This is a genomic window from Nocardia sp. BMG111209, from assembly GCF_000381925.1.
GTDB lineage: Bacteria > Actinomycetota > Actinomycetes > Mycobacteriales > Mycobacteriaceae > Nocardia.
In genome coordinates this window covers 4,952,239-4,970,532 of the sequence record NZ_KB907307.1, presented here as the reverse complement: position 1 = coordinate 4,970,532, position 18,294 = coordinate 4,952,239, and the positions used below count along the sequence as shown (strand labels likewise).

At 68.2% G+C, this 18,294-nt stretch carries 12 protein-coding genes; 5 read left to right on the top strand and 7 right to left on the bottom strand.

The window, feature by feature from the left end:
* Position 1: 1 nt before the first annotated feature.
* Complete coding sequence (eccD, locus tag G361_RS0123050; RefSeq protein ID WP_019929480.1) at positions 2-1,477, bottom strand: type VII secretion integral membrane protein EccD; 1,476 nt, start codon at positions 1,475-1,477, stop codon at positions 2-4.
* A gap of 170 nt (positions 1,478-1,647) precedes the next feature.
* On the opposite strand from eccD, the gene G361_RS0123045 reads away from it, so the two are divergent.
* From G361_RS0123045 to G361_RS0123035, 3 genes are all read left to right on the top strand, one after another.
* A complete protein-coding gene (locus G361_RS0123045) occupies positions 1,648-5,667 on the top strand; it encodes a type VII secretion protein EccC (RefSeq protein WP_019929479.1) in 4,020 nt (1,339 codons plus the stop codon).
* A 143-nt stretch (positions 5,668-5,810) separates the two neighbouring features.
* Positions 5,811-6,125: a WXG100 family type VII secretion target gene (locus tag G361_RS0123040; RefSeq protein WP_019929478.1), complete on the top strand. Its 315-nt coding sequence runs from the start codon at positions 5,811-5,813 to the stop codon at positions 6,123-6,125.
* Between the two features lie 45 nt (positions 6,126-6,170).
* Positions 6,171-6,482 carry a WXG100 family type VII secretion target gene (locus G361_RS0123035; protein WP_019929477.1) on the top strand — a complete coding sequence of 104 codons (312 nt, stop codon included), beginning with the start codon at positions 6,171-6,173 and terminating at the stop codon, positions 6,480-6,482.
* A gap of 66 nt (positions 6,483-6,548) precedes the next feature.
* Here G361_RS0123035 and G361_RS0123030 read toward each other — a convergent pair whose 3' ends face one another.
* The 4 genes from G361_RS0123030 to G361_RS0123015 all read right to left on the bottom strand — a co-directional run bounded on the left by G361_RS0123030 (position 6,549) and on the right by G361_RS0123015 (position 11,837).
* Complete coding sequence (locus G361_RS0123030) at positions 6,549-8,069, bottom strand: serine/threonine-protein kinase (protein WP_026343393.1); 1,521 nt, start codon at positions 8,067-8,069, stop codon at positions 6,549-6,551.
* 71 nt (positions 8,070-8,140) lie between these two features.
* A complete protein-coding gene (locus G361_RS0123025) occupies positions 8,141-9,364 on the bottom strand; it encodes a hypothetical protein (RefSeq protein WP_019929475.1) in 1,224 nt (407 codons plus the stop codon).
* Positions 9,365-9,368: 4 nt separating this feature from the next.
* Positions 9,369-10,610, bottom strand: coding sequence for a hypothetical protein (locus G361_RS0123020; protein ID WP_019929474.1), 1,242 nt, complete (start codon positions 10,608-10,610; stop codon positions 9,369-9,371).
* A 15-nt stretch (positions 10,611-10,625) separates the two neighbouring features.
* Entirely contained in the window at positions 10,626-11,837 is a 1,212-nt protein-coding gene (locus G361_RS0123015; protein WP_019929473.1) for a hypothetical protein, read from the bottom strand.
* 362 nt (positions 11,838-12,199) lie between these two features.
* Here G361_RS0123015 and G361_RS0123010 point away from each other — a divergent pair, with 362 nt between their 5' ends.
* Complete coding sequence (locus G361_RS0123010; protein WP_019929472.1) at positions 12,200-13,312, top strand: metallophosphoesterase; 1,113 nt, start codon at positions 12,200-12,202, stop codon at positions 13,310-13,312.
* 3 nt (positions 13,313-13,315) lie between these two features.
* Here G361_RS0123010 and G361_RS0123005 read toward each other — a convergent pair whose 3' ends face one another.
* The gene (locus tag G361_RS0123005; RefSeq protein WP_155981558.1) at positions 13,316-14,929 is read right to left on the bottom strand and encodes a type VII secretion-associated protein; all 1,614 of its coding nucleotides are present in this window, start codon (positions 14,927-14,929) and stop codon (positions 13,316-13,318) included.
* Between the two features lie 128 nt (positions 14,930-15,057).
* Positions 15,058-16,194, bottom strand: a complete 1,137-nt coding sequence (locus tag G361_RS0123000; protein WP_019929470.1) for a hypothetical protein — start codon at positions 16,192-16,194, stop codon at positions 15,058-15,060.
* A 224-nt stretch (positions 16,195-16,418) separates the two neighbouring features.
* Between G361_RS0123000 and G361_RS51105 the strand changes: the two genes are divergently transcribed.
* Positions 16,419-18,287 (top strand): FHA domain-containing protein, encoded by a 1,869-nt coding sequence (locus G361_RS51105; RefSeq protein ID WP_231386974.1) that lies wholly within the window; start codon positions 16,419-16,421, stop codon positions 18,285-18,287.
* Positions 18,288-18,294: the final 7 nt, after the last annotated feature.

Genomic DNA, 18,294 nt, shown 5'->3' with positions numbered 1-18,294 from the left:
GTCACAGGGAACGAACCAGTGAATACAACTCGACCACCCAGAAAACCAGAGGCAGCACCGCCGCCACGAAGGCGTATTCGAGCAGTTCGATCGCGCGGCGCAGCGGTGGCGTCGCGGTCTGGTGCGGTACGGCGGTACCCATGATCAGGGCCGCGATCAGCAGCACCATCGCGGCGCCGAACACCGCCAGCGGCTGGCGCAGGGTGAACGCGGCGACGCACATCATGATCAGCAGTACGGCCGAACCGCCGGCCAGCAGCACCACCGCCTGCTCGGCGCCGGCGTAGGTGCGGCTGCGGAACAACAGCACCGCCGCGCACACCAGCGCCAGCGCGATCCCCGGCCAGTACGGGGTGGACGCGCGCGGATCGGCGGCCGCCATCGCCCCGGCGACCGTGACCAGGGAGGTCGCGGCCACCAGACCGGCCAGATACATCCGGGCCCGTTCGGATTTCGCGCGCAGCACATCCATGGTGGGCAGCGCACGATGGTCGTCGGGATCGTCCTCGGTGGGGTCGATCGGGGTGCCGGGAGAGGGCACCGGCGGCAGCGGCAGCTTGGCCAGCAGCATCGAGACCCGCGGCGCCACCGACAGCGCGCCGAGTGCCAGCGCCGCGGCCCCGGCGCCGATCGCCCGGCCCGGCTGGGTGGTCAGCAGTCCGACCAGTGCGGCCGGGACCGCGAAGACCGCCACCGTCGTCGCGCCGATGAACAGGGCCGATCCGGCCCCGCCGACCCGCCAGGCCAGTACCGCGATCGCGCCGACCAGCACCGCGCCGAGTAGTACGTTGGCCCAGCCGTATTCGCCGTGTTGCAGCGGCACGATCAGCATGCCCGCGCTGAACGCGCTGGGCAGCGCGCATCCGCCGAGGACCATCGCGGTGGTCGGGTCGGCGTACATGCGCGCGAAGACGATACCGGCGACGGCCAGCAGCAGCGCCACCAGCGCGGCCAGCGAACCGGTGATCCAGCCCGGCATCGCGGTCGGCGCGGCCAGCAGCCCGGCGCATCCGGCCAGCATGGCCGCCACCGCCACGATCGCGCCGGTGACCCGGGCGACCCGGGGTGACCAGGCGCGGAAGTGGTCGGCGTCGGCGATGGCGACGTTGTACATGATGTCGTCGAACAGCGGCGGCGGCGCGACGTGGTCGGCGTTCTCCAGCATGAGCAGTTCGCCGTCGCGCACCCCGTGCTCACCGAGGCTCAGCGAACTGGAGAACGGCGGCCGGCCGATGCGCGCGAGCACCCATTCGGCGGGCTCGAATTGCTCTCCGGTGTGGTCGAAGTCGTTGCTGCGACTGTGCTGCGCGACCATGTCGACGACGCTGGGGATGACCAGCGCGACCGGGACATCGACCGGAATCGCCATGTCGACCTGGGTGTGCTTGGCGAGGATGGTCACCCGGGCCAGATCCGGCGCCCGCACGATGCCGCGGGCCGGATCCCCTTCCAGGTGGTCCAGTCGTGCGTGCGTCACACCTTCCCCCAACTTCTGATCTACCTCGGGTTCTCGGCGGCGTCATACGTTGCGGCCGACCGGGGCTCACCTGCTGGATGCTGTCCGAACTGTACGTCATAGTGGCTGCTGCCACTACACTGAGTCCGCAGCACGGCAGCGGAAAAGGGGAAAGGGGGAACTTTCGTCCGATGAGCACTGTCCGATTCCAGCGCCGGCAGCGGCGGGAGGTTCCGCGCATTCCGGGCGGCGAGGTCACTCTGCAACCGCCACCGGAGATTCCGCGCGCCATTCCCGCGAGCCTGCTGTCCAAGTTGATGCCGTTCGTCATGGTCGTCGGCATGATCGGCATGATGGTGATCATGTTCACCCGCGGTGGGGGTATCGCCTCCAACCCGATGAGCATGATGTTCCCGATGATGATGATCTTCTCGATGGTCGGCATGTTCGCCGGTCAGGGTGGCCGCGGGCAGAAGGCCGCGGAGGCCAACGAGGATCGCAAGGACTATCTGCGCTATCTCGATCAGGTCCGCAAGGATGTGGAGGAGACGGCGCAGCAGCAGCGCGCCGCCGTCGAGTGGAGTCATCCCGAACCGGGCCTGGTCTGGATGCTGGCCGGTACCAGCCGCATGTGGGAGCGGCGCCCCGGCGACAAGGACTTCTGCCACGCGCGTATCGGCCTCGGCGGCCAGCGCCTGGCCACCCGGCTGGTCTCACCGGAGACGGGGCCGGTGGAGGAGCTGGAACCGATCGCCGCGGTCTCGTTGCGGCGCTTCGTCCGTACCCATTCCACGGTGCCCGACCTGCCCACCGCCATCGCGGTGAAGGGTTTCGCCGCGATCCAGCTCAACGGCGACCGCGGCCAGGCCCGGGACATGACCCGCGCGATGTTGTTGCAGCTGTGCATGTTCCAGGCCCCCGACCAGGTGCTGGTCGCGGTGGTCTGCGGTACCGACACCGCGCGCGAATGGGAGTGGACCAAATGGCTGCCGCACACCCAGCATCCGGAGAGTCAGGACGGGATCGGCACCGAGCGGATGGTGTACGGGTCGGTCCGGGAGATGAACGCGGGACTGGCTCCGCTGCTGCACAACCGGGCCCGGTATTCGCGTAATCAGCCGGCCAACCAGAATCTGGTGCACGTCCTGGTCGTGGTCGACGGCGGTCTGCTGGAGGCGGAGGAGGATCCGCTGCGGGAGTCCGGATTCGAGGGTGTCACCATCATCGATCTGTGCAATTACGCACCGCGCCTTGCGGTTTCGCGCGGTATCCAGATGGTGATCGAGAACGGCGATTGCGTCGGCCGCGGCGCCACCGGCAATATGGAGCGCTTCGCGATCATCGATCGCATCAGCGGACGGCAGGCCGAGCAGACCGCGCGGCGGCTGGCCCCGTATCGCGCGGCGGTACAGCGCGGTGACGAGGTCGTGGAGGAGAGCGGCGAGGCCATCTCCTCCTGGTCGCAGTTGATGGGTCTCGGGGATATCGGTGTCTTCAATCCCGAATCCACCTGGCGGCCGCGGTACGGCCGCGATCGGCTGCGGGTGCCGTTCGGCGTGGGGGCCGACGGGCTGCCGGTGTTCATCGATATCAAGGAGGCCGCCGAGAACGGGATGGGCCCGCACGGCCTGTGCATCGGCGCCACCGGTTCGGGTAAGTCGGAATTCCTGCGCACGCTGGTGTTGTCGCTGCTGGCGACGCATTCGCCGGATCAGCTGAATCTGGTGCTGGTCGACTTCAAGGGCGGCGCGACCTTCCTCGGGCTGGAGGGTGTGCCGCATGTCGCGGCCATCATCACCAACCTGGAGGAGGAGGCCGATCTCGTCGAGCGCATGCGCGACGCGCTGGCCGGTGAGATGAACCGCCGGCAGGAATTGCTGCGCGCCTCCGGCAATTTCGCGAACGTCAGCGATTACGAGAAGGCGCGCGCGGCCGGCGCCGAACTCGATCCGCTGCCGGCGTTGTTCGTCGTCCTCGACGAATTCTCCGAATTGCTCTCCCAGCACCCGGATTTCGCGGAGTTGTTCCTGCAGATCGGCCGGCTCGGCCGCTCGCTGCACGTGCATCTGCTGCTCGCCTCGCAGCGGCTGGAGGAGGGGCGGCTGAAGGGGCTGGAATCCCACCTCTCCTATCGCATCGGCCTGAAGACGTTCTCCGCCAACGAATCCCGTCAGGTGCTCGGGGTGCCGGACGCCTACAACCTGCCCGCCAATCCCGGCGGCGGGTATCTGAAGGCGGATTCCGGTGAGATCCAGCGGTTCCAGGCGGCCTACGTGTCCGGGCCGTACCTCGGCGCCGGCGCGCAGCGCGAGGTGACCCCGGCCGATGTCATCGGTGGCGAGATCGACGTCACGGCACGGCCGTTCACCGCCGATATGGTGAATTTCCGGGAGAGCGACCGGCTTCCGGTGCCCTCGGCGCCGGCGGTGGTGGAGGACGCGCAGGACGAGGGCGAGAAGATCTCCAACCTGCTGATGATGGTGTCCCGCATCCGCGGCCACGGCCGGCCCGCTCACGCCATCTGGCTGCCGCCGCTGGGTGCGGCGCCGACGCTGGACGCGCTGGTGCCGCGCGGAATCCTGACCGGTGACATCAACCCGGCGGCGTCGCTGCGGGCCGTCATCGGCATCGTGGACCGTCCCTTCGATCAGCGCCGCGATCCGCTGCTGGTGGATCTGTCCACCAACGCGGGCAATGTCGCGGTCGTCGGCGGCCCGCAGTCGGGCAAGTCGACGGTGCTGCGCACCCTGATCATGTCGATGGCGCTGACCCACACCGCGGAGCAGGTGCAGTTCTACTGCCTGGATTTCGGCGGCGGCACGCTGACCGCGTTGGAGGGCCTGCCGCACGTGGGTTCCGTGGCGACCCGGCAGGATGTCGACAAGGTCCGCCGCACGGTCGCCGAGATGACGACCATCGTGCGGCAGCGCGAGATGCGGTTCCGCGCACTGGGTATCGACCTCTCCGAATTCCGGCGGCTGCGGGCCCTGGATCCGGCGAGCAGCCCGGCGGCCGCGGGGGCGCACGAGGATCCGTTCGGCGACGTGTTCCTGGTGATCGACGGATTCGGTTCGATCCGTGAGGATTTCGAGGCGCTCGAGAGTCCGATCATGAACCTCGCCATCCAGGGCCTGTCCTACGGCGTGCACGTCGTGATCGCCCTGAACCGCTGGGCGCAGGCGCGTCCCGCGCTGAAGGACCAGATCATGACCCGGGTCGAGTTGCGGCTCGGTGATCCCATGGATTCCGATCTGGGCCGCAAGATCGCCTCCCTGGTCCCGATCGGCCGGCCGGGGCGCGGCATCACCCGCGACGGCCTGCACATGCTGACCGCGCTGCCGCGGATCGACGGCATCTCGGATCCGGCCAGTCTGGGTCCGGCGGTGGTCGCCGCGGTGCAGACGTTGGCGAGCGCGAATCGCGGCCGGCCGGCCGCGGCGGTGCGGATGCTGCCGGAGCTCATGGCCCGCGCCGAACTGCTGGAGTTGGTGAAATCCGCGCCGATCGACGGCGATCATCGGAACTCGCGAATTCCCATCGGCATCAACGAAGCGGAACTCGCACCCGTATTCCTCGATTTCGTCGAGAGTCCGCATTTCCTGGTGTTCGGCGACACCGCCTGCGGCAAGAGCACTCTGCTGCGCACGATCGTCTCCGGTATCTGCGCGGTGAACACTCCGGATCAGGCGCGAATCATCCTGTCCGACTATCGGCGCAGTCTGATCGATCTCGCCGGAATTCCGAACGAGGCGGCCTATGCCTCGTCGGCACAGATGCTGACCACCAATATCAACGATCTGGTTGGCGTGTTGCAGCGGCGGATGCCGGATGCGAACGTCACCCCGCAGCAATTGCGGGAACGGTCGTGGTGGAGCGGGCCCGAGGTGTACGTGGTGGTCGACGATTACGACCTGGTCGCCACCTCCACCGGTAATCCACTCGCGGTACTCGTCGAATTCCTGCCTCTGGCACGGGATCTCGGTCTGCACATGATCGTCGCGCGCCGCTCCGGCGGCGCCGCGCGCGCGATGTACGACCCGGTGATCTCCCGCCTGAAGGACTTGGCGAGCGCCGGTCTGATCATGAGCGGCAGCCGAGAGGAGGGGAATCTGATCGGAGGCGTCAGGCCCAGTGCCATGCCCGATGGCCGCGGCACGCTGGTGACTCGAAATGGAATTGATCTTATTCAGACCGCATGGACGCCGGCATGATGTGCGTATCCTGTGATACGAACGGCGCCGGAACGGTCCGGGCGCTTCGTGCGTCGAAGCATCTGTACGACAGATTCGGGTGACATCGCAATGCGTTCCGAAAAGGATCGGATGGATCCCGTTCGAAACCGTTAGGAGTAGCAATGGCCGGTATGAAGCAGACGGAACAGGTTGTCGGTCTCTCGACCTATATGGCCGACAAGCGGGCTGAGATCGACGGCCTGCTCGCGGCCCTCGAGGTCCAGAAGGAAAGCCTGGTGGCGAATTGGCGGTCCCCGGCCGCCCGGATGATCTTCGATCGGGTCATCCAGGAGTACCGGGATGAGGCGCACGCCATGGTGAACGCGTTGCAGCAGCACGCGGACAACGTGAAGGACGCGTCCGTCAAGGTCACCAATGCGGACAGCCTGCTGTCGGATTCGCTGAACAGCGCCGCGGCCTCGCTCAAGGGCCTGTAGAGAAACCACCGACAGTCGTACTCCATTTTTCGAAAGGTGCTGAAAATGACTGGAGAAGCTACCGGCGAGATCTTCCACAATTTCTCCGCGGTGGATACCCACTCGATCGACATCCAGGCCACGGCCGGAAAGATCCTGACCGCCATCGAGGAGTTGAAGGACAAGGTCACCTCGGTCGCCGGCACGGATTGGGACGGTTCCGCGAACGACGCCTTCAACGCGCTGCACTCGAAGTGGCAGGATCGGTCGAACCAACTGCAGGAGACGCTGCGCAAGCTCGGCGCCACCGTGCAGGAGGGCAATGCCCACATGCAGTCGACCGACAACGGCAACGCCCAGATCTTCATGGGTGCCTGATACCTCGGCGAAGGGGCCACGCGCACCGGCGATCTCGGTGCACGTGGCCCCTTCGTCGTATCCGGCCTACTTCACCGATTTGGCGATGGTCGGGACCATCCTGTCGGCCAGCGTCGAGGTCGACTGGTCGGTCCACACCTGGAACGCCTGGATGGTCGCGGGATCGTCCACCACCACGATCGTGGCCGAACCCGTCTCGAGACCCGCAGGCAGGCCGCGCAATCCACCGTTACCGGCCTGACTGTCGGTGCGCAGCACGATGATCACGTCGGTGTGGTTCGTGTCGACGGATCCCGAATACGACAGCTGCCGCGGTGATTTCTCGTCGCCGACCGCCTTGTAGGTGTCGTTGTACCGGAAACCGATGCCCTGCAGGAATTTCGACTGATCGCTGGGTGTGAGATCGACCGACAGCGTCGCATCCCCCAGATTGAATGCGGAGACGGTCTTCCCGTCGAACTGCGGATATTTGCTGCGGACCTGGCTGAGCGTGTCACCGCTGCCGGTACCCGGCGAACTCCCGCCGCTGCCCTGCACCGCGAAGAAGATGCCCGCCGCCGCGATGACCGCCACCGCCGCCGCGGCCCCGATGATCAAGGGGCGCCGCGATTTCGGCTGCGCGGGCGACGCGCCGGGCTCGGTCCGGGCCAGGCGGGCCGCGGTCTCCGGGGAGCGCGGCTGGAAACCGTTGATCGAGACGCGTGGATCGGTCCCGTATCCCGGCGGCGGCGAGTAGCCGCGCTGAGCGCCGTACATGGCCGCCTCGGCGTCCTGCACGAATTCGCGGCAGCTGCCGTAGCGGTCGGCCGGATGTTTCGCCATCACCCGCGCGATGACGTGATCCAGGGCCGGCGGCAGATCGGGGCGCAGCGCGCTCACCCGCGGCGGCGGATCGTTGAGATGACCCATCATGACCAGGGCCGGTGCGGTCCCGGGATAGGGGTTCTGCCCGGTCAGCAGCCGGAAGAAGGCGCAGCCGAGACTGTAGATGTCCGAACGGTAATCGAGCGGCTCGCCGGTCAGCTGCTCCGGTGACGCATACGCGACGGTCGCCATGAACTGGCCCGTCGTCGTCAGTTCCTGACCGTCCTCGGCCGATTTCGCGACGCCGAAATCGGTGAGGAAAACGCGCTCCTCCTCGTCGGTGCTGTGCGACAACAGGAAATTCGCCGGTTTCACATCGCGATGCAGCAGGCCGCGGCGATGTGCGTAATCCAGCCCCTTGCCCACTTCCGACACGATGCGCAGGGCCCGCTGTGCCGTCATGACCGCCGGGCCCTTGCGGGCCTCCTCGGCGGCGTCGGTGCCCTCGACGAATTGCATCGCGATCCAGAGCTGGCCGTTCTCCTCGCCGCGGTTGTACACCGCGACGATATTGGGATGATCAAGTCCCGCAGCGAGATTCGCCTCGCGTTCGAAGCGCGCGCGGAACTCGGGATCGACCGACAACTCGGCGCTGAGCACCTTCAGGGCGTCGCGCCGGGGGAGGGTGGGATTGCGGGCCAGATAGACGGTGCCCATTCCGCCACTGCCCAGCACCCCGAGCACCTGATAGCCACCCATGATCGCGCCGGGTTGCAACGGCATTCGGTCCTCCTCGTATTCACGTCAGACGCAAGGAATCTAGCAAGCTCGCCGGCGGGGCACGAGCGCGCAGTTCATTTGCCCGAGTGCCCGTAGGCGAGCAACTTGTATTGCGCCGCGGTGCGTTGGTAGAGCTCCTGGACATTCAATGCGTAGATCTTCGCGACGAAGCGGTCGTAGGTCACGAAGCAGGTCGGCGGTGCGGTCCAGTCGGTGGTGGTGCCGTCCGGCTGTTTGAAACACGCGACGCCGGGCATGTTCGGCGGACCGTCCATCGGGATCCAGGCGTCGTCGTGTTCCTTCGCCAGGGCGACGGCGAGCCGGGCCGCCGCGGCGGCGTCGCGGGTCCGGTAGACGTAGGTCGAGGCGGCGGCGACGGCGTCGACACCGGCATCGTCGAAGGCGGCCCGGATCAGGTCGGGTCGATTGGCGATGTGCAGGGCGGCCTGCCGCGGGTACACGCCCTGCGGGTCGATTCCGCCCGGTAACGTGTTCTTGTCGAAAGGAACCGTGCGACCGAGCATTCCGTCGACATCCAGGGGAAGCGAGCCGAATTTGTCGAGCGGCGTCTCGGTATAGGACTTGATCATCGCGTCCCATTTGTCGAGGGCCTTCTTCGCGATATCCGCCAGCGGCGCCACGTCGAAGGGGATGCTGACCGGATCGGACAACTGCACGATGAGCAGCAGGTCGTTGCGCTGATACCAGACGGTGAGGATGTTGGTGCCGAGCGTCGTGGTGGTGACATTCGCGGTGGCCGCCGGATAGCCGGATATGGTCGCGGGCCTGCCCGGCACCACGGCGGACATGTTCTTGACCGCGGCGGCGGCACGGTCGGCGTCGGTGAAGCGCAAGGTGTCCATATCGAACACCCGGCCCATGGTCTCGTCGAGGCGCCGCTGTCCGCTGGTGGCCCAGCCCACGACGAATCCCGGTGCGACGGAATCGAAATTGTCGTCGACCCCGATACCGGCGTACGACGGGTGATTCTTCACGGTGAGCGTGCGGGAGATGTAGGCCTTCGGTTCGAAGATGTATTTGCTGTCGACGTCCACCGCCAGCGGTACGGAATTCCCGATCCGGATGGATTCGCGCACATATCCCGAGGATTCGGTCCGGCTCTGCTCGAGGTCGACGGGTGTGCTGGGGAAGTTTCCGGAATCGACCTTCGCGACGTCGATGGCGGCCGGAGCGGGCTTGTCCTGGTGATGGTCTCCGCACGCGGTTCCGGTCAGTACGACGGTGACGGCCGCGGCGCAGGCGACGAGGGTGCGGGTGAGCTGCCTGATCGGATTCATCGGTTCACTCGCTCCTCGCCAGGATCGCGTACTGAGCGCCGGCGCGTTCGTACAGCGCGGTGGGGGTGGGCCGCGCGATCGGGAGGTGGTCGACCACCATCGCGACATAGCGGCCGTACACGACCACGCAGAACGCGTCGTAGCTCCGGTTCGAATCCTGCAGGTCCAGGCGCACGCATTTGGCGTCGGGCAGACCGGGCGGCGGATTCAGCAGGTCGTCGTCCTTACCGGTTTCGGTCAGCGTGTTCTGCAATCGGAACGAGGCGGCCAGATCGCGGGTCCGGTACAGCACCCCGGCCCGCCGGGCGACCGCGTCCACGCCGTCGTCCCGGAAGGCGTTGCGGACATCGACCGGATTGCGCTCGTAGTGCAGATCGGCCAGCGGATCGTAGGTGCCGAAATCGGCGGTGTCGAAGAAGGGATCGCTGTAGTCCTTCGCCTGCGGTGCGGCCCGGCGCATCAGGCCCGCGGGATCGGCGGCGAGGTCGAGCAGATCGTCGAGCGGGGTGGGCTGCAACGTCGCCATCGCGGCGAGCTGGAGATCGATGGTCCGCCCGGTCAGGCCGGACAACGCGGCCGGGTCCGGCGCCGGGACCCGGGTGCTGACGATGATCACATACGGCCCGTGGGCGATGAAGGCCGTCGCCGCGGCATCGTCGCCCGAACTGGCGTGTGCGTCGGGATGACCGGCGAGCGTGAGCGGGTGCCGCCCCGGGTTGGTGTCGTTCTCGATCGTGCCGAACTGATCCGCCGCGCCGCGGGCCGCATCCTCGGTGGGGAAGCGCAGCAGGCCGGCGATCACCTTCCTCCGGCTCCGGAGATTGCCGTTGGTGCGGGACACGTACACACCCGCCAGCACGTTGAACGTGTCGCCGATCGGAGCGAACACCTTCGGTATTCCGTCGTCCGAGGTCATATCCGTGCCGGAGGAGACGAGTTTCACCGTCGACGGGGCATTGTCGTCGGGATCCACGTCGAAGGGGTGCACGAGATAGCCCAGCATGCGCCGTGATTCGATCATCCGGAAGTCCGTCGAATTGCGGAATTTCGGCTTGTAGGCCGTCGGCTGCGCGAGGTACGAACCGGTCCGCAATGTGGTCAGGTCGACGGGGGTCAGGCCCGGTGCGGCATGTCCGGCGACGCCGGGTGCGCAACTCTGTACGGACAGCGCGATGATCACCACCAGCACCGCGAGAATCGCACCGGCGGAGAGGAATCGCTTGATCCGTGGTTCGGGTGAATTCACTGTTGCGGCCCCCGACTACGCGGCCGTCAGGAGAACGTATTGGGCAGTGGTCTTCTGGTGCAGGTCCTGCAGGTTCTTCGCCGCCGTCTCCGCGGTGTAGCGATCCACTTGGAGAATGCACAGATTCATGATCGGGTCACCCTTGTCGGTGAGATCCGTGAAGCATTCGACGTTGGCGCCCAGGCCTTTCGGCGGATCGGCCATGCGCCGGGTCGATGTGAGGTGGGTCGAGGGCTGTTCGTCCTGCCACAACGCCAGCGCGCCCTTCGTGGTGCGGCTGCGGAACACGGCGCCGTCACCGAAGGCGACCAGATCCAGATCGCCGGTCTTCAGGAAGTTCAGGCCCGCGTTCTGCATACCGCTGGCCGCGCCGCGGCCGACATAGACCCCGTCGACATCGGCGCGCAGGGGGTTTTCCGGATTCGACGGGAGTGTGCGGCCGAGCAGACCGCCGGGATCCATATCGATGTTCATGAGCTGATCGGCCGGTGTGGGAACGAACTTGTCCAGCAGCGGCAGTTCGGTATCGAGCATGGTGTCGGTGAAGGAGACCAGCGACGGCAGATCGGGAGCGGCGGTGCCGTCGACCACCTTGATGAAGACCACGTACCGGTCGTGCACCGTCCAGGAACCGATCGACGAGATCGCCGGCCGCCAATGTGCCTTGCCCTCGGGATGTTTCACCAGATCGACGGGTGCGTTGTCGATGTTGTAGGTGAAATCGTCGTGTTCCAGGGTGGGCCCGACGTCGGCGGCGATCTTCGCGCTGGGGAATTCGAGTACCGCGATGTTCAGGGTGCGGGCGTTCCCATTGGGATCCACCGGGGTCGACATGGCGTTCTGCCAGCCCGCGACCAGATCCTTGGCCACATCGTTGAACGTGTCGTTGATGACGAGTTTGCCCATGCCGTGGCGGTTCAGCACGACATGGGTGGACAGGCCCATGGCATCGTCGGTGTAGGCCGGATCGGCCTCCGAGGGCAGGGCGACGAAATCGGCCAGCCGCTGGGATTCCCGGGTGCGGGCCTGCTTCTGCGTCTTGGCGCGCCCGATGACCCGCTGCTTCGTCGGATAGTTCCCCACATCGAGATTCGCGGTGTCGGCGGCCTGGCGCAGGGCATGTCCGGGGACATCGGCGCCACAGGCGGCCGCGGCCGGCAGGATCAGCGCGGCGGCCAGCAGTGCGCCGGCCGCGCGGACCGCCCGGGACCCGGCAACGACTTTCATTTCCCTCCCCCCGTTCGCTCGGTCTCGCGGCATCCTACGACAGCGGAAGGGGCGGAATCGGACCGAGCGGTCGATTCGGATGCGGGTGCGCGACCCGGCCGGTGTGCGCGAATCGAGGGTTCGGCCTGGCCGACCCGATACGCGGCGTGCGCGCCGATGACCCGTCTGTCGTCACGATGTCCCCTCCCGTGCCCGGCCGGTGGGCCGGGTCCTCCGCGCCCGAGCGTAGCGAACCCGTGGGCAACGCGCTCGTGGTTATCACCATCGGTGGCGGGTGTGGACGGCTGTGCACAACTCGGCGGCGGCGACCGACCGGTCCGTGCTGCTATCGTCGAAATTCCCCCCTCGATGAGGATGACCTGGTGAAGTACGTCCCCCGCGTGTTGCTGTTCGTCTCGATTCCGGCGGTGTTGTTCGTCGTTCCCTGGTGGGTGCTGATCGGCGCCGCGGCCACCGGACCGGTGTTCTGGATCGGCTCGGCGTTGTTCCTGCTCGCCTGTGCCGCACTGCCCGCGGGCATGTTGCTCGGGCACGGCCCGGCGGAGTCGGATCCCGCCTCGCTGATCGGTGACACCCTGCTCGGGGTCGGGTGGGTGCTGTTCACCTGGTCGGTGCTCGGCCTGCTGGCGCGCGGTGTGCTGGCGCTGGCCGGGGTGCACGATACCGCCGGGCCCATCGCGTGGGCGGTGTTCGCGGTGGCCGCGGCGCTGGTGACGTACGGCGTGGCCGAGGCCCGGCGGGTGCCGCGGGTGCGGACGGTCGAGGTGCCGATCGCCGGGCTCGGCCGCGGGCTCGACGGCCTGCGCGTGGTCCTGCTGACCGACACCCACTACGCGGCGACGAACCGGCTGCGCTGGTCGGAGCGGGTGGTGGAGGTGGTGAACGCGCAGCGGCCCGATATCGCCTGCCACACCGGCGATCTCGCGGACGGATCGGTGGCGCGGCGGAGTCGCCAGGTGGATCCGCTGGGCAAGGTGTCCGCCGAATACGGCCGGTTCTACATCACCGGCAACCACGAATACTTCGGGGACGCGCTGGGCTGGATCGAGCACATGAGTTCGCTCGGCTGGCAGCCGCTGCACAATCAGCACGAGGTGATCGAGCGCGGTGGTGATCGGCTGGTGCTGGCGGGAATCGACGATCCCACCGGTACCGGGCTGGCCGGGCACGGGCCGGATATCGGTGCGGCGCTGGCCGATATCCCGGACGCGCCGGTGGTGCTGCTCGCCCATCAGCCCAAGCTGATCGGCGCGGCGGTGGAAGCCGGTGTGGCGCTGCAACTCTCCGGGCACACGCACGGCGGGCAGATCTGGCCGTTCCATTATCTGGTGCGGCTCGATCAGCCGGTGGTCGCCGGTCTGAGCCGGCACGGCGGCACCCAGCTGTACACCAGTCGCGGTACCGGGTTCTGGGGACCGCAGTTGCGGGTGTTCGCGCCCAGCGAGATCACGGTGCTGGTGTTGCGCAGCGCCTGAGGGTCATTCGCCGACGCGCAGTCCGCGCACGAATCGTTCGCACGCGTCGGCGACGGCGGGCCAGGTGTTCGACTCGTACTGACAGCCGACGCTGACCTGCACGCCGGAATCGACCAGCACCTGCCAGCGCACGGTCGTGCCGTCGCCGGGGAACTCCTCGTACGACAGGCCGGGGTGATCGCCGAAGACGTTGTCGTGCTTCAGTTCTCCGACGGTGCCGGGCGGACGTTGCGCGATCTGCCGGTCCAGGGTTTCGGCGACGTCGCCGAGCTTCGCACCGGGGGACAGCTGCCGTTGTGTCACGGTGATCCGTTGCCGCGCACCGTTGTCCGGGGTCAGGTCGACCCGGGCGTCGGTCCGGGTGTTCGGGTGCCAGCCCGGTGGAAGGTCGGCGCGGACCCGGTCGAACAATCGGACGGTCGTCTGTGGTGCGGGGGATATCCCCGACGGCAGTTGCGATCCCGATGCCGAAATGCTCGGTGCCGCAGGCAATGTCGTGAATGCGGCAGAGGGGCGGGCCGATTCGGGCTGTGGCGCCGCCGCGGCGGGGGTACGCGTAGGTTGCGCTGCCGTCGTCGAACTCGCGGACCGGTGATGTGCCACTGCCACCACCACGACGAGTGTGGCGACGAGCGCGACCGCCGGTAACAGGATGCGACCGGCTCGCGACCGGTGTCGCCGGACCGCGTACTCGTGCAGCGAGCCGCTCCGGCGCGCCGACAGCGGTGAAAAGCGTTCGGCCGCAGTCTGTTCGGCGTCCTCCGGTGGTCGTAGCAGATCGCCGCCGGATACGGTCCGGATATCCGCCGGGCAGCCCGGCAGTGCGGCCAGTGCCGTGTGCACCGCCGTTCGCGCGCCGGGGGTGTCGAGCCCGGTGACGAGGACGTGATTGGCCCGCTCGATATCCGGCAGCCGGCCCAGCACCGCGGCGATCGCCGAACCGTCGCGGCCGGGGACCAGATCGTCGGTACCCACGGCCGGTTCGTGTTCGCAGGCCTCGATCCAGGTGCGTGTCCCGGAACGGCCGACGAGGGTGGCGGTCGTGGTCAGCGGATTCGCCTCCAGTACCGCGATGCGTTGTCCCGGGCCGGTACTCGCGCCGAGTGCCACCGCCCGCTGGGCCAGTGACTCGAGCACGACATCGGCGGCGATGTGCCGCGCGGCGGATTCGACCGTCCCGCGCCGGCGGGTTCCCCACTCCGTGGGCACCACCACCGTCGACCGCCGGCCCGGTCCCGGCAGGCGCAGGTTCGCCAGGAGTGCGCAGAACACTTCACCGAGGGCTTCGGCCGGTGTCGGCATCGGCGAGATCTCCTGCGCCCCGATCGGATCGAAGGCGATCCGGTCGGCCGATGCCATCCGGACCACCGATACCGCCGGTGACGGTGGCCGCAGCGGCGCGCCCACCGCGAAGCCGTCACCGCTGGGCATGATCGACGGCGGTCCGTCCCACTGTGCCGAGTCGAAGTCGGGTGCGAATGCGGTGTCCCGCCCGGATTTCGGTGGGTGGCCTGGAGACGACGGCCGCCGGTAGCGGACCGCCGGATCGGTCGCCGGCGCCGGGTAGCTGCGGGCCCACAGCCGTGCGTCGGTGAGGACGACATCGATGTCCGGCACGTTCGACCTCCCCTCGTCGTCGGGCCGCCGGAGCGCGATGGCCACGCAGCATACCGGTCGCGCCGGATCTCACCCGCGGTTCGCCGGGGGCGGGTGTGGCGCGACCGTCTGCCGCCGGAGTCGATGGGTCAGAAGTTGTTGGCCAGCAGGGCGTACGCCGCGGCCAGCCGGTATCGGATATCGGCCGTGTCGTCGCTGCTGATCACCTGAACGTAGCGATGATAGGGAACGTAACAGCGGTAACGACTTTCGTGTGCGGCGTCCCCACGGGCGTTGAGCTGCAGGCATTTCGCGCCGGGAACGGTGGTGGGTACGTTCGTGCTGTCGTATTCCGTGCCCGCCGACGCGATCAGGCCGTCGACCAGCCGCCCGGTCGCGGACGGATCACGAACGCGCAGTACCGAACTGGTGTCGGCGACGGCGAGCGCGTCCAGGCCGGTCTCGTCCACCAGGCGCTGGCGGGTGGCCTCGTCACCGGAGATGTCCACCATCGCGGGGGCACCGTAGAAGGCGAACTTGTCCGGATCGGGGATGCGATCGGTGCGATCCGCCACCAGCGTCCGGGCCAGCAGGCCCTCGGGATCCACCGGCAGTGCGTTCAGCTGGTCCGGCGGGGTCGGCTCGAACCGGTCCAGCGCCGGAACCTGTGCGTCCAGGGTCTTCCGCACCCAGTCCAGCAGGTCGGATTCGGTCGGGGACGGCCGCTGGATGAACAGCGAGATGACGAATTCCTTCTGCGCCATGAAGGTTCCGATGCTGGCGACCCCGGGCCGGTAGTGGATGTAGGCGCTCGGGTATTGCGGCAGCGTCAGTTTGCGGTTCAGGTCCGGCGCGACACTGAAATCGGAATCCTCCAGCTGGGTCGCGGCCTGTTTGGCGGCGTCGGCATTCGGGAAGCGCAGTACCAGTGTGGTGACCGCGGTCGCACCGGGGCCCGGGCCGTCGGCGCCGGGGGCGTCGGGCCGGTCGGCGCCGGCGGTGACGTAACCGGTCACCAGCTTGTTGCGATCCAGCGCCGGTCGCGAAACCCCGGCCAGGAGATGGGCGGTGGCGTCGCGGCTGTCGACGATGACCCGGCCGCCCTGTCCGACCGTCAGCGACGGGTCGATGTGGACCGTCGGTACCACGGCGGCGGACATCCGCATGCCTTCCAGCAGCGCGCCTTTGGTGCCGCCGGTCTGGTCGTAGTGGTGCCGGTCGACCGGATACGGCCCGGCGTCGAGCGTGCGGACGTCGATCTCGCCCGGCGTCGCGGTGCCTGTCACCCCACAGCCGGATAGGAGTGCGACTGCGGCGACACCGGCCAGTACGAGTGGTGTACGAATCTTGCGGCCCATGGAACCGCCCCCGTTCCTGCTGTTTTCCTGCTGTAGAAATTTACCCGAGCGCGGGCGCCGACGGCGACCACTCGAAATCCGGCCACACCCCGATGCCCTAACCTGGTTCCTATGATGAGGACGGCACGCGCCCGCTGCGGGAGCTGATTCGATTGCTGGATCGGCAGGTCGAGGTTGTTCCGGGCAGGCATGTCGTGGTCCGCGTCGCGGGTGCGGTCGTGCTGGTGGCCCGGCACGAGCCCGGCCCGGTCACCGCGGATTCCACCGAGATGCGGGTGGCGGAGGCGCTGGCCCAACTGGTTTCGGAGGCGGCCGAGCACGACGCGGCCGGTCCGGGCCGTGCGGTGGCCCGCGCGGCGACGCAATGGCTCATGCGCGACGCCGATCAACTGTCCGGCGGACGGCCGATCAATCTGGGCATCCTGTCCCGGGCGGACGGCGACGGGCTCGCGATCTTCCTGCACGGCGCGGTGACCGCGCTGCTCGCCGGTGACCGTGGCATCGATCATCTGCGCGGGGTGGACGCGGCGTTCACCGTGGACCGGGTGGTGGCGTCGCCGCAGCAGGCCGCGGTGTTGTTCGCCGACGATCAGCCGGGCCCGTTGCCGGAACTGCCACCGCAGGGCATCGGTTCGCTCGTCGAGGGTGTGGCCGCGGCTTCCGCGGCGATCGTGTGGTTCGAGCGGGAGCGCTCCCGGGCTCGTGATCGAGCCCGGCCGGACGCCGAACTCGGGTCGGCGGAGCATCTCTCGCCGGCGGCCCGGCCCGTCACGGGTCAGCAGCCGACGATCGGTGAGCCGACCCCGATCGGGCAGCAGTCGGCCGGACAGTACGTTCCGACCGGTCAGCAACCGCTCGTAGGCCAGCAGCCGATGGGCGGGCAACATGTCTCGACCGGACAGTCGGCAGGCGGGCAGCCGCCGATGGGTGGGCAGTATGTCCCGACCGGTCAGTCGCCAGGCGATCAGCAGTCGGCGGGCGGACAGTATGTCCCGACCGGTCAGCAGCCCTTCGTGGGGCAGCAGCCGACAGGCGGACAATACGTTCCGACCGGTCAGCAGCCCATCGCTGGGCAGCACGTCCCGACCGGTCAGCAGCCGCTCGTCGGGCAGATTCCCACGGATCAGCAACCGCTGGCCGGGCAGTTCCGCACCGGAGAGCAGCCTGTCGAGGGCTCGTTCGGGCAGGCCGAACCGGTCGCTGCCGCCGATCAATTCGGGCCGGGCGGGAATTTCGGCACCGGTCCGCAGTCTCCGGTCGACCGGTTCGCCGCCGGGCCGCCGGACCAGCTGCCGCCGACCGGTCAACTGCCACCGGTCGATCAGTTGCCGCCGACGGCGCAGCTCGCCGAGGCCGACCATTTCCCGCCGACCGATCAGTTGCCGGAGGCGGCGGCGCAGGCCGGGCCCGCGTTCGATCCTTTCCTGGACCCGACCGAGCTGTCGGCGCCGCGACCGGTGGCCCAGCGCGGCACCAACCCGTCGCCGCCGCCGGATCCGAATCTGGAGCGGCGGATCGAGGAAACGGCCAAGGCCACCAAGCTGACCGCCAAGGTGCTCGGATTCACCTGTGCGCGAGCGCATCCCACCGATCCGCGGGCGGCCTTCTGCACCGTCTGCGGGATGCCGGTGGATCAGACGCAGCATCTGATCGAGGTGCTGCGGCCCCCGCTCGGCGTACTGGTACTCGACGACGGCACGACCTTCCCGGTCGCGGCCGACGCGGTCCTGGGCCGCGATCCGGAGAATTCGGAGCCCGCGCGACAGGGGTTGCTGCCGTGGAAGATCGAGGACGCCTCGGGTGGTATGTCCCGTGCGCACGCCGAGATCCGGCTCGCCAACTGGGATGTCACGGTCGTCGATCGCGGTTCCACCAACGGCACGCGCGCTCGGCTGCCCGGCTACCGGGATTGGATTCGGCTGCAACCGAATCAGCCGTTGACGCTGGTGTTCGGCGCGGAGATCCTGCTCGGCAACCGCATGGTTCGCTTCGAGCCGGCCGCACCGCCGCCGTTCGGCTGACGAATCC

Coding starts and splice junctions, on each gene's coding strand:
- G361_RS0123030 (WP_026343393.1), bottom strand. CDS start 8,069: ATGCCGTTGCAACCCGGCGCGATCATGGGTGGCTATCAGGTGCTCGGG.
- G361_RS0123035 (WP_019929477.1), top strand. CDS start 6,171: ATGACTGGAGAAGCTACCGGCGAGATCTTCCACAATTTCTCCGCGGTG.
- G361_RS0123025 (WP_019929475.1), bottom strand. CDS start 9,364: ATGAATCCGATCAGGCAGCTCACCCGCACCCTCGTCGCCTGCGCCGCG.
- G361_RS0123045 (WP_019929479.1), top strand. CDS start 1,648: ATGAGCACTGTCCGATTCCAGCGCCGGCAGCGGCGGGAGGTTCCGCGC.
- G361_RS0123040 (WP_019929478.1), top strand. CDS start 5,811: ATGGCCGGTATGAAGCAGACGGAACAGGTTGTCGGTCTCTCGACCTAT.
- G361_RS0123015 (WP_019929473.1), bottom strand. CDS start 11,837: ATGAAAGTCGTTGCCGGGTCCCGGGCGGTCCGCGCGGCCGGCGCACTG.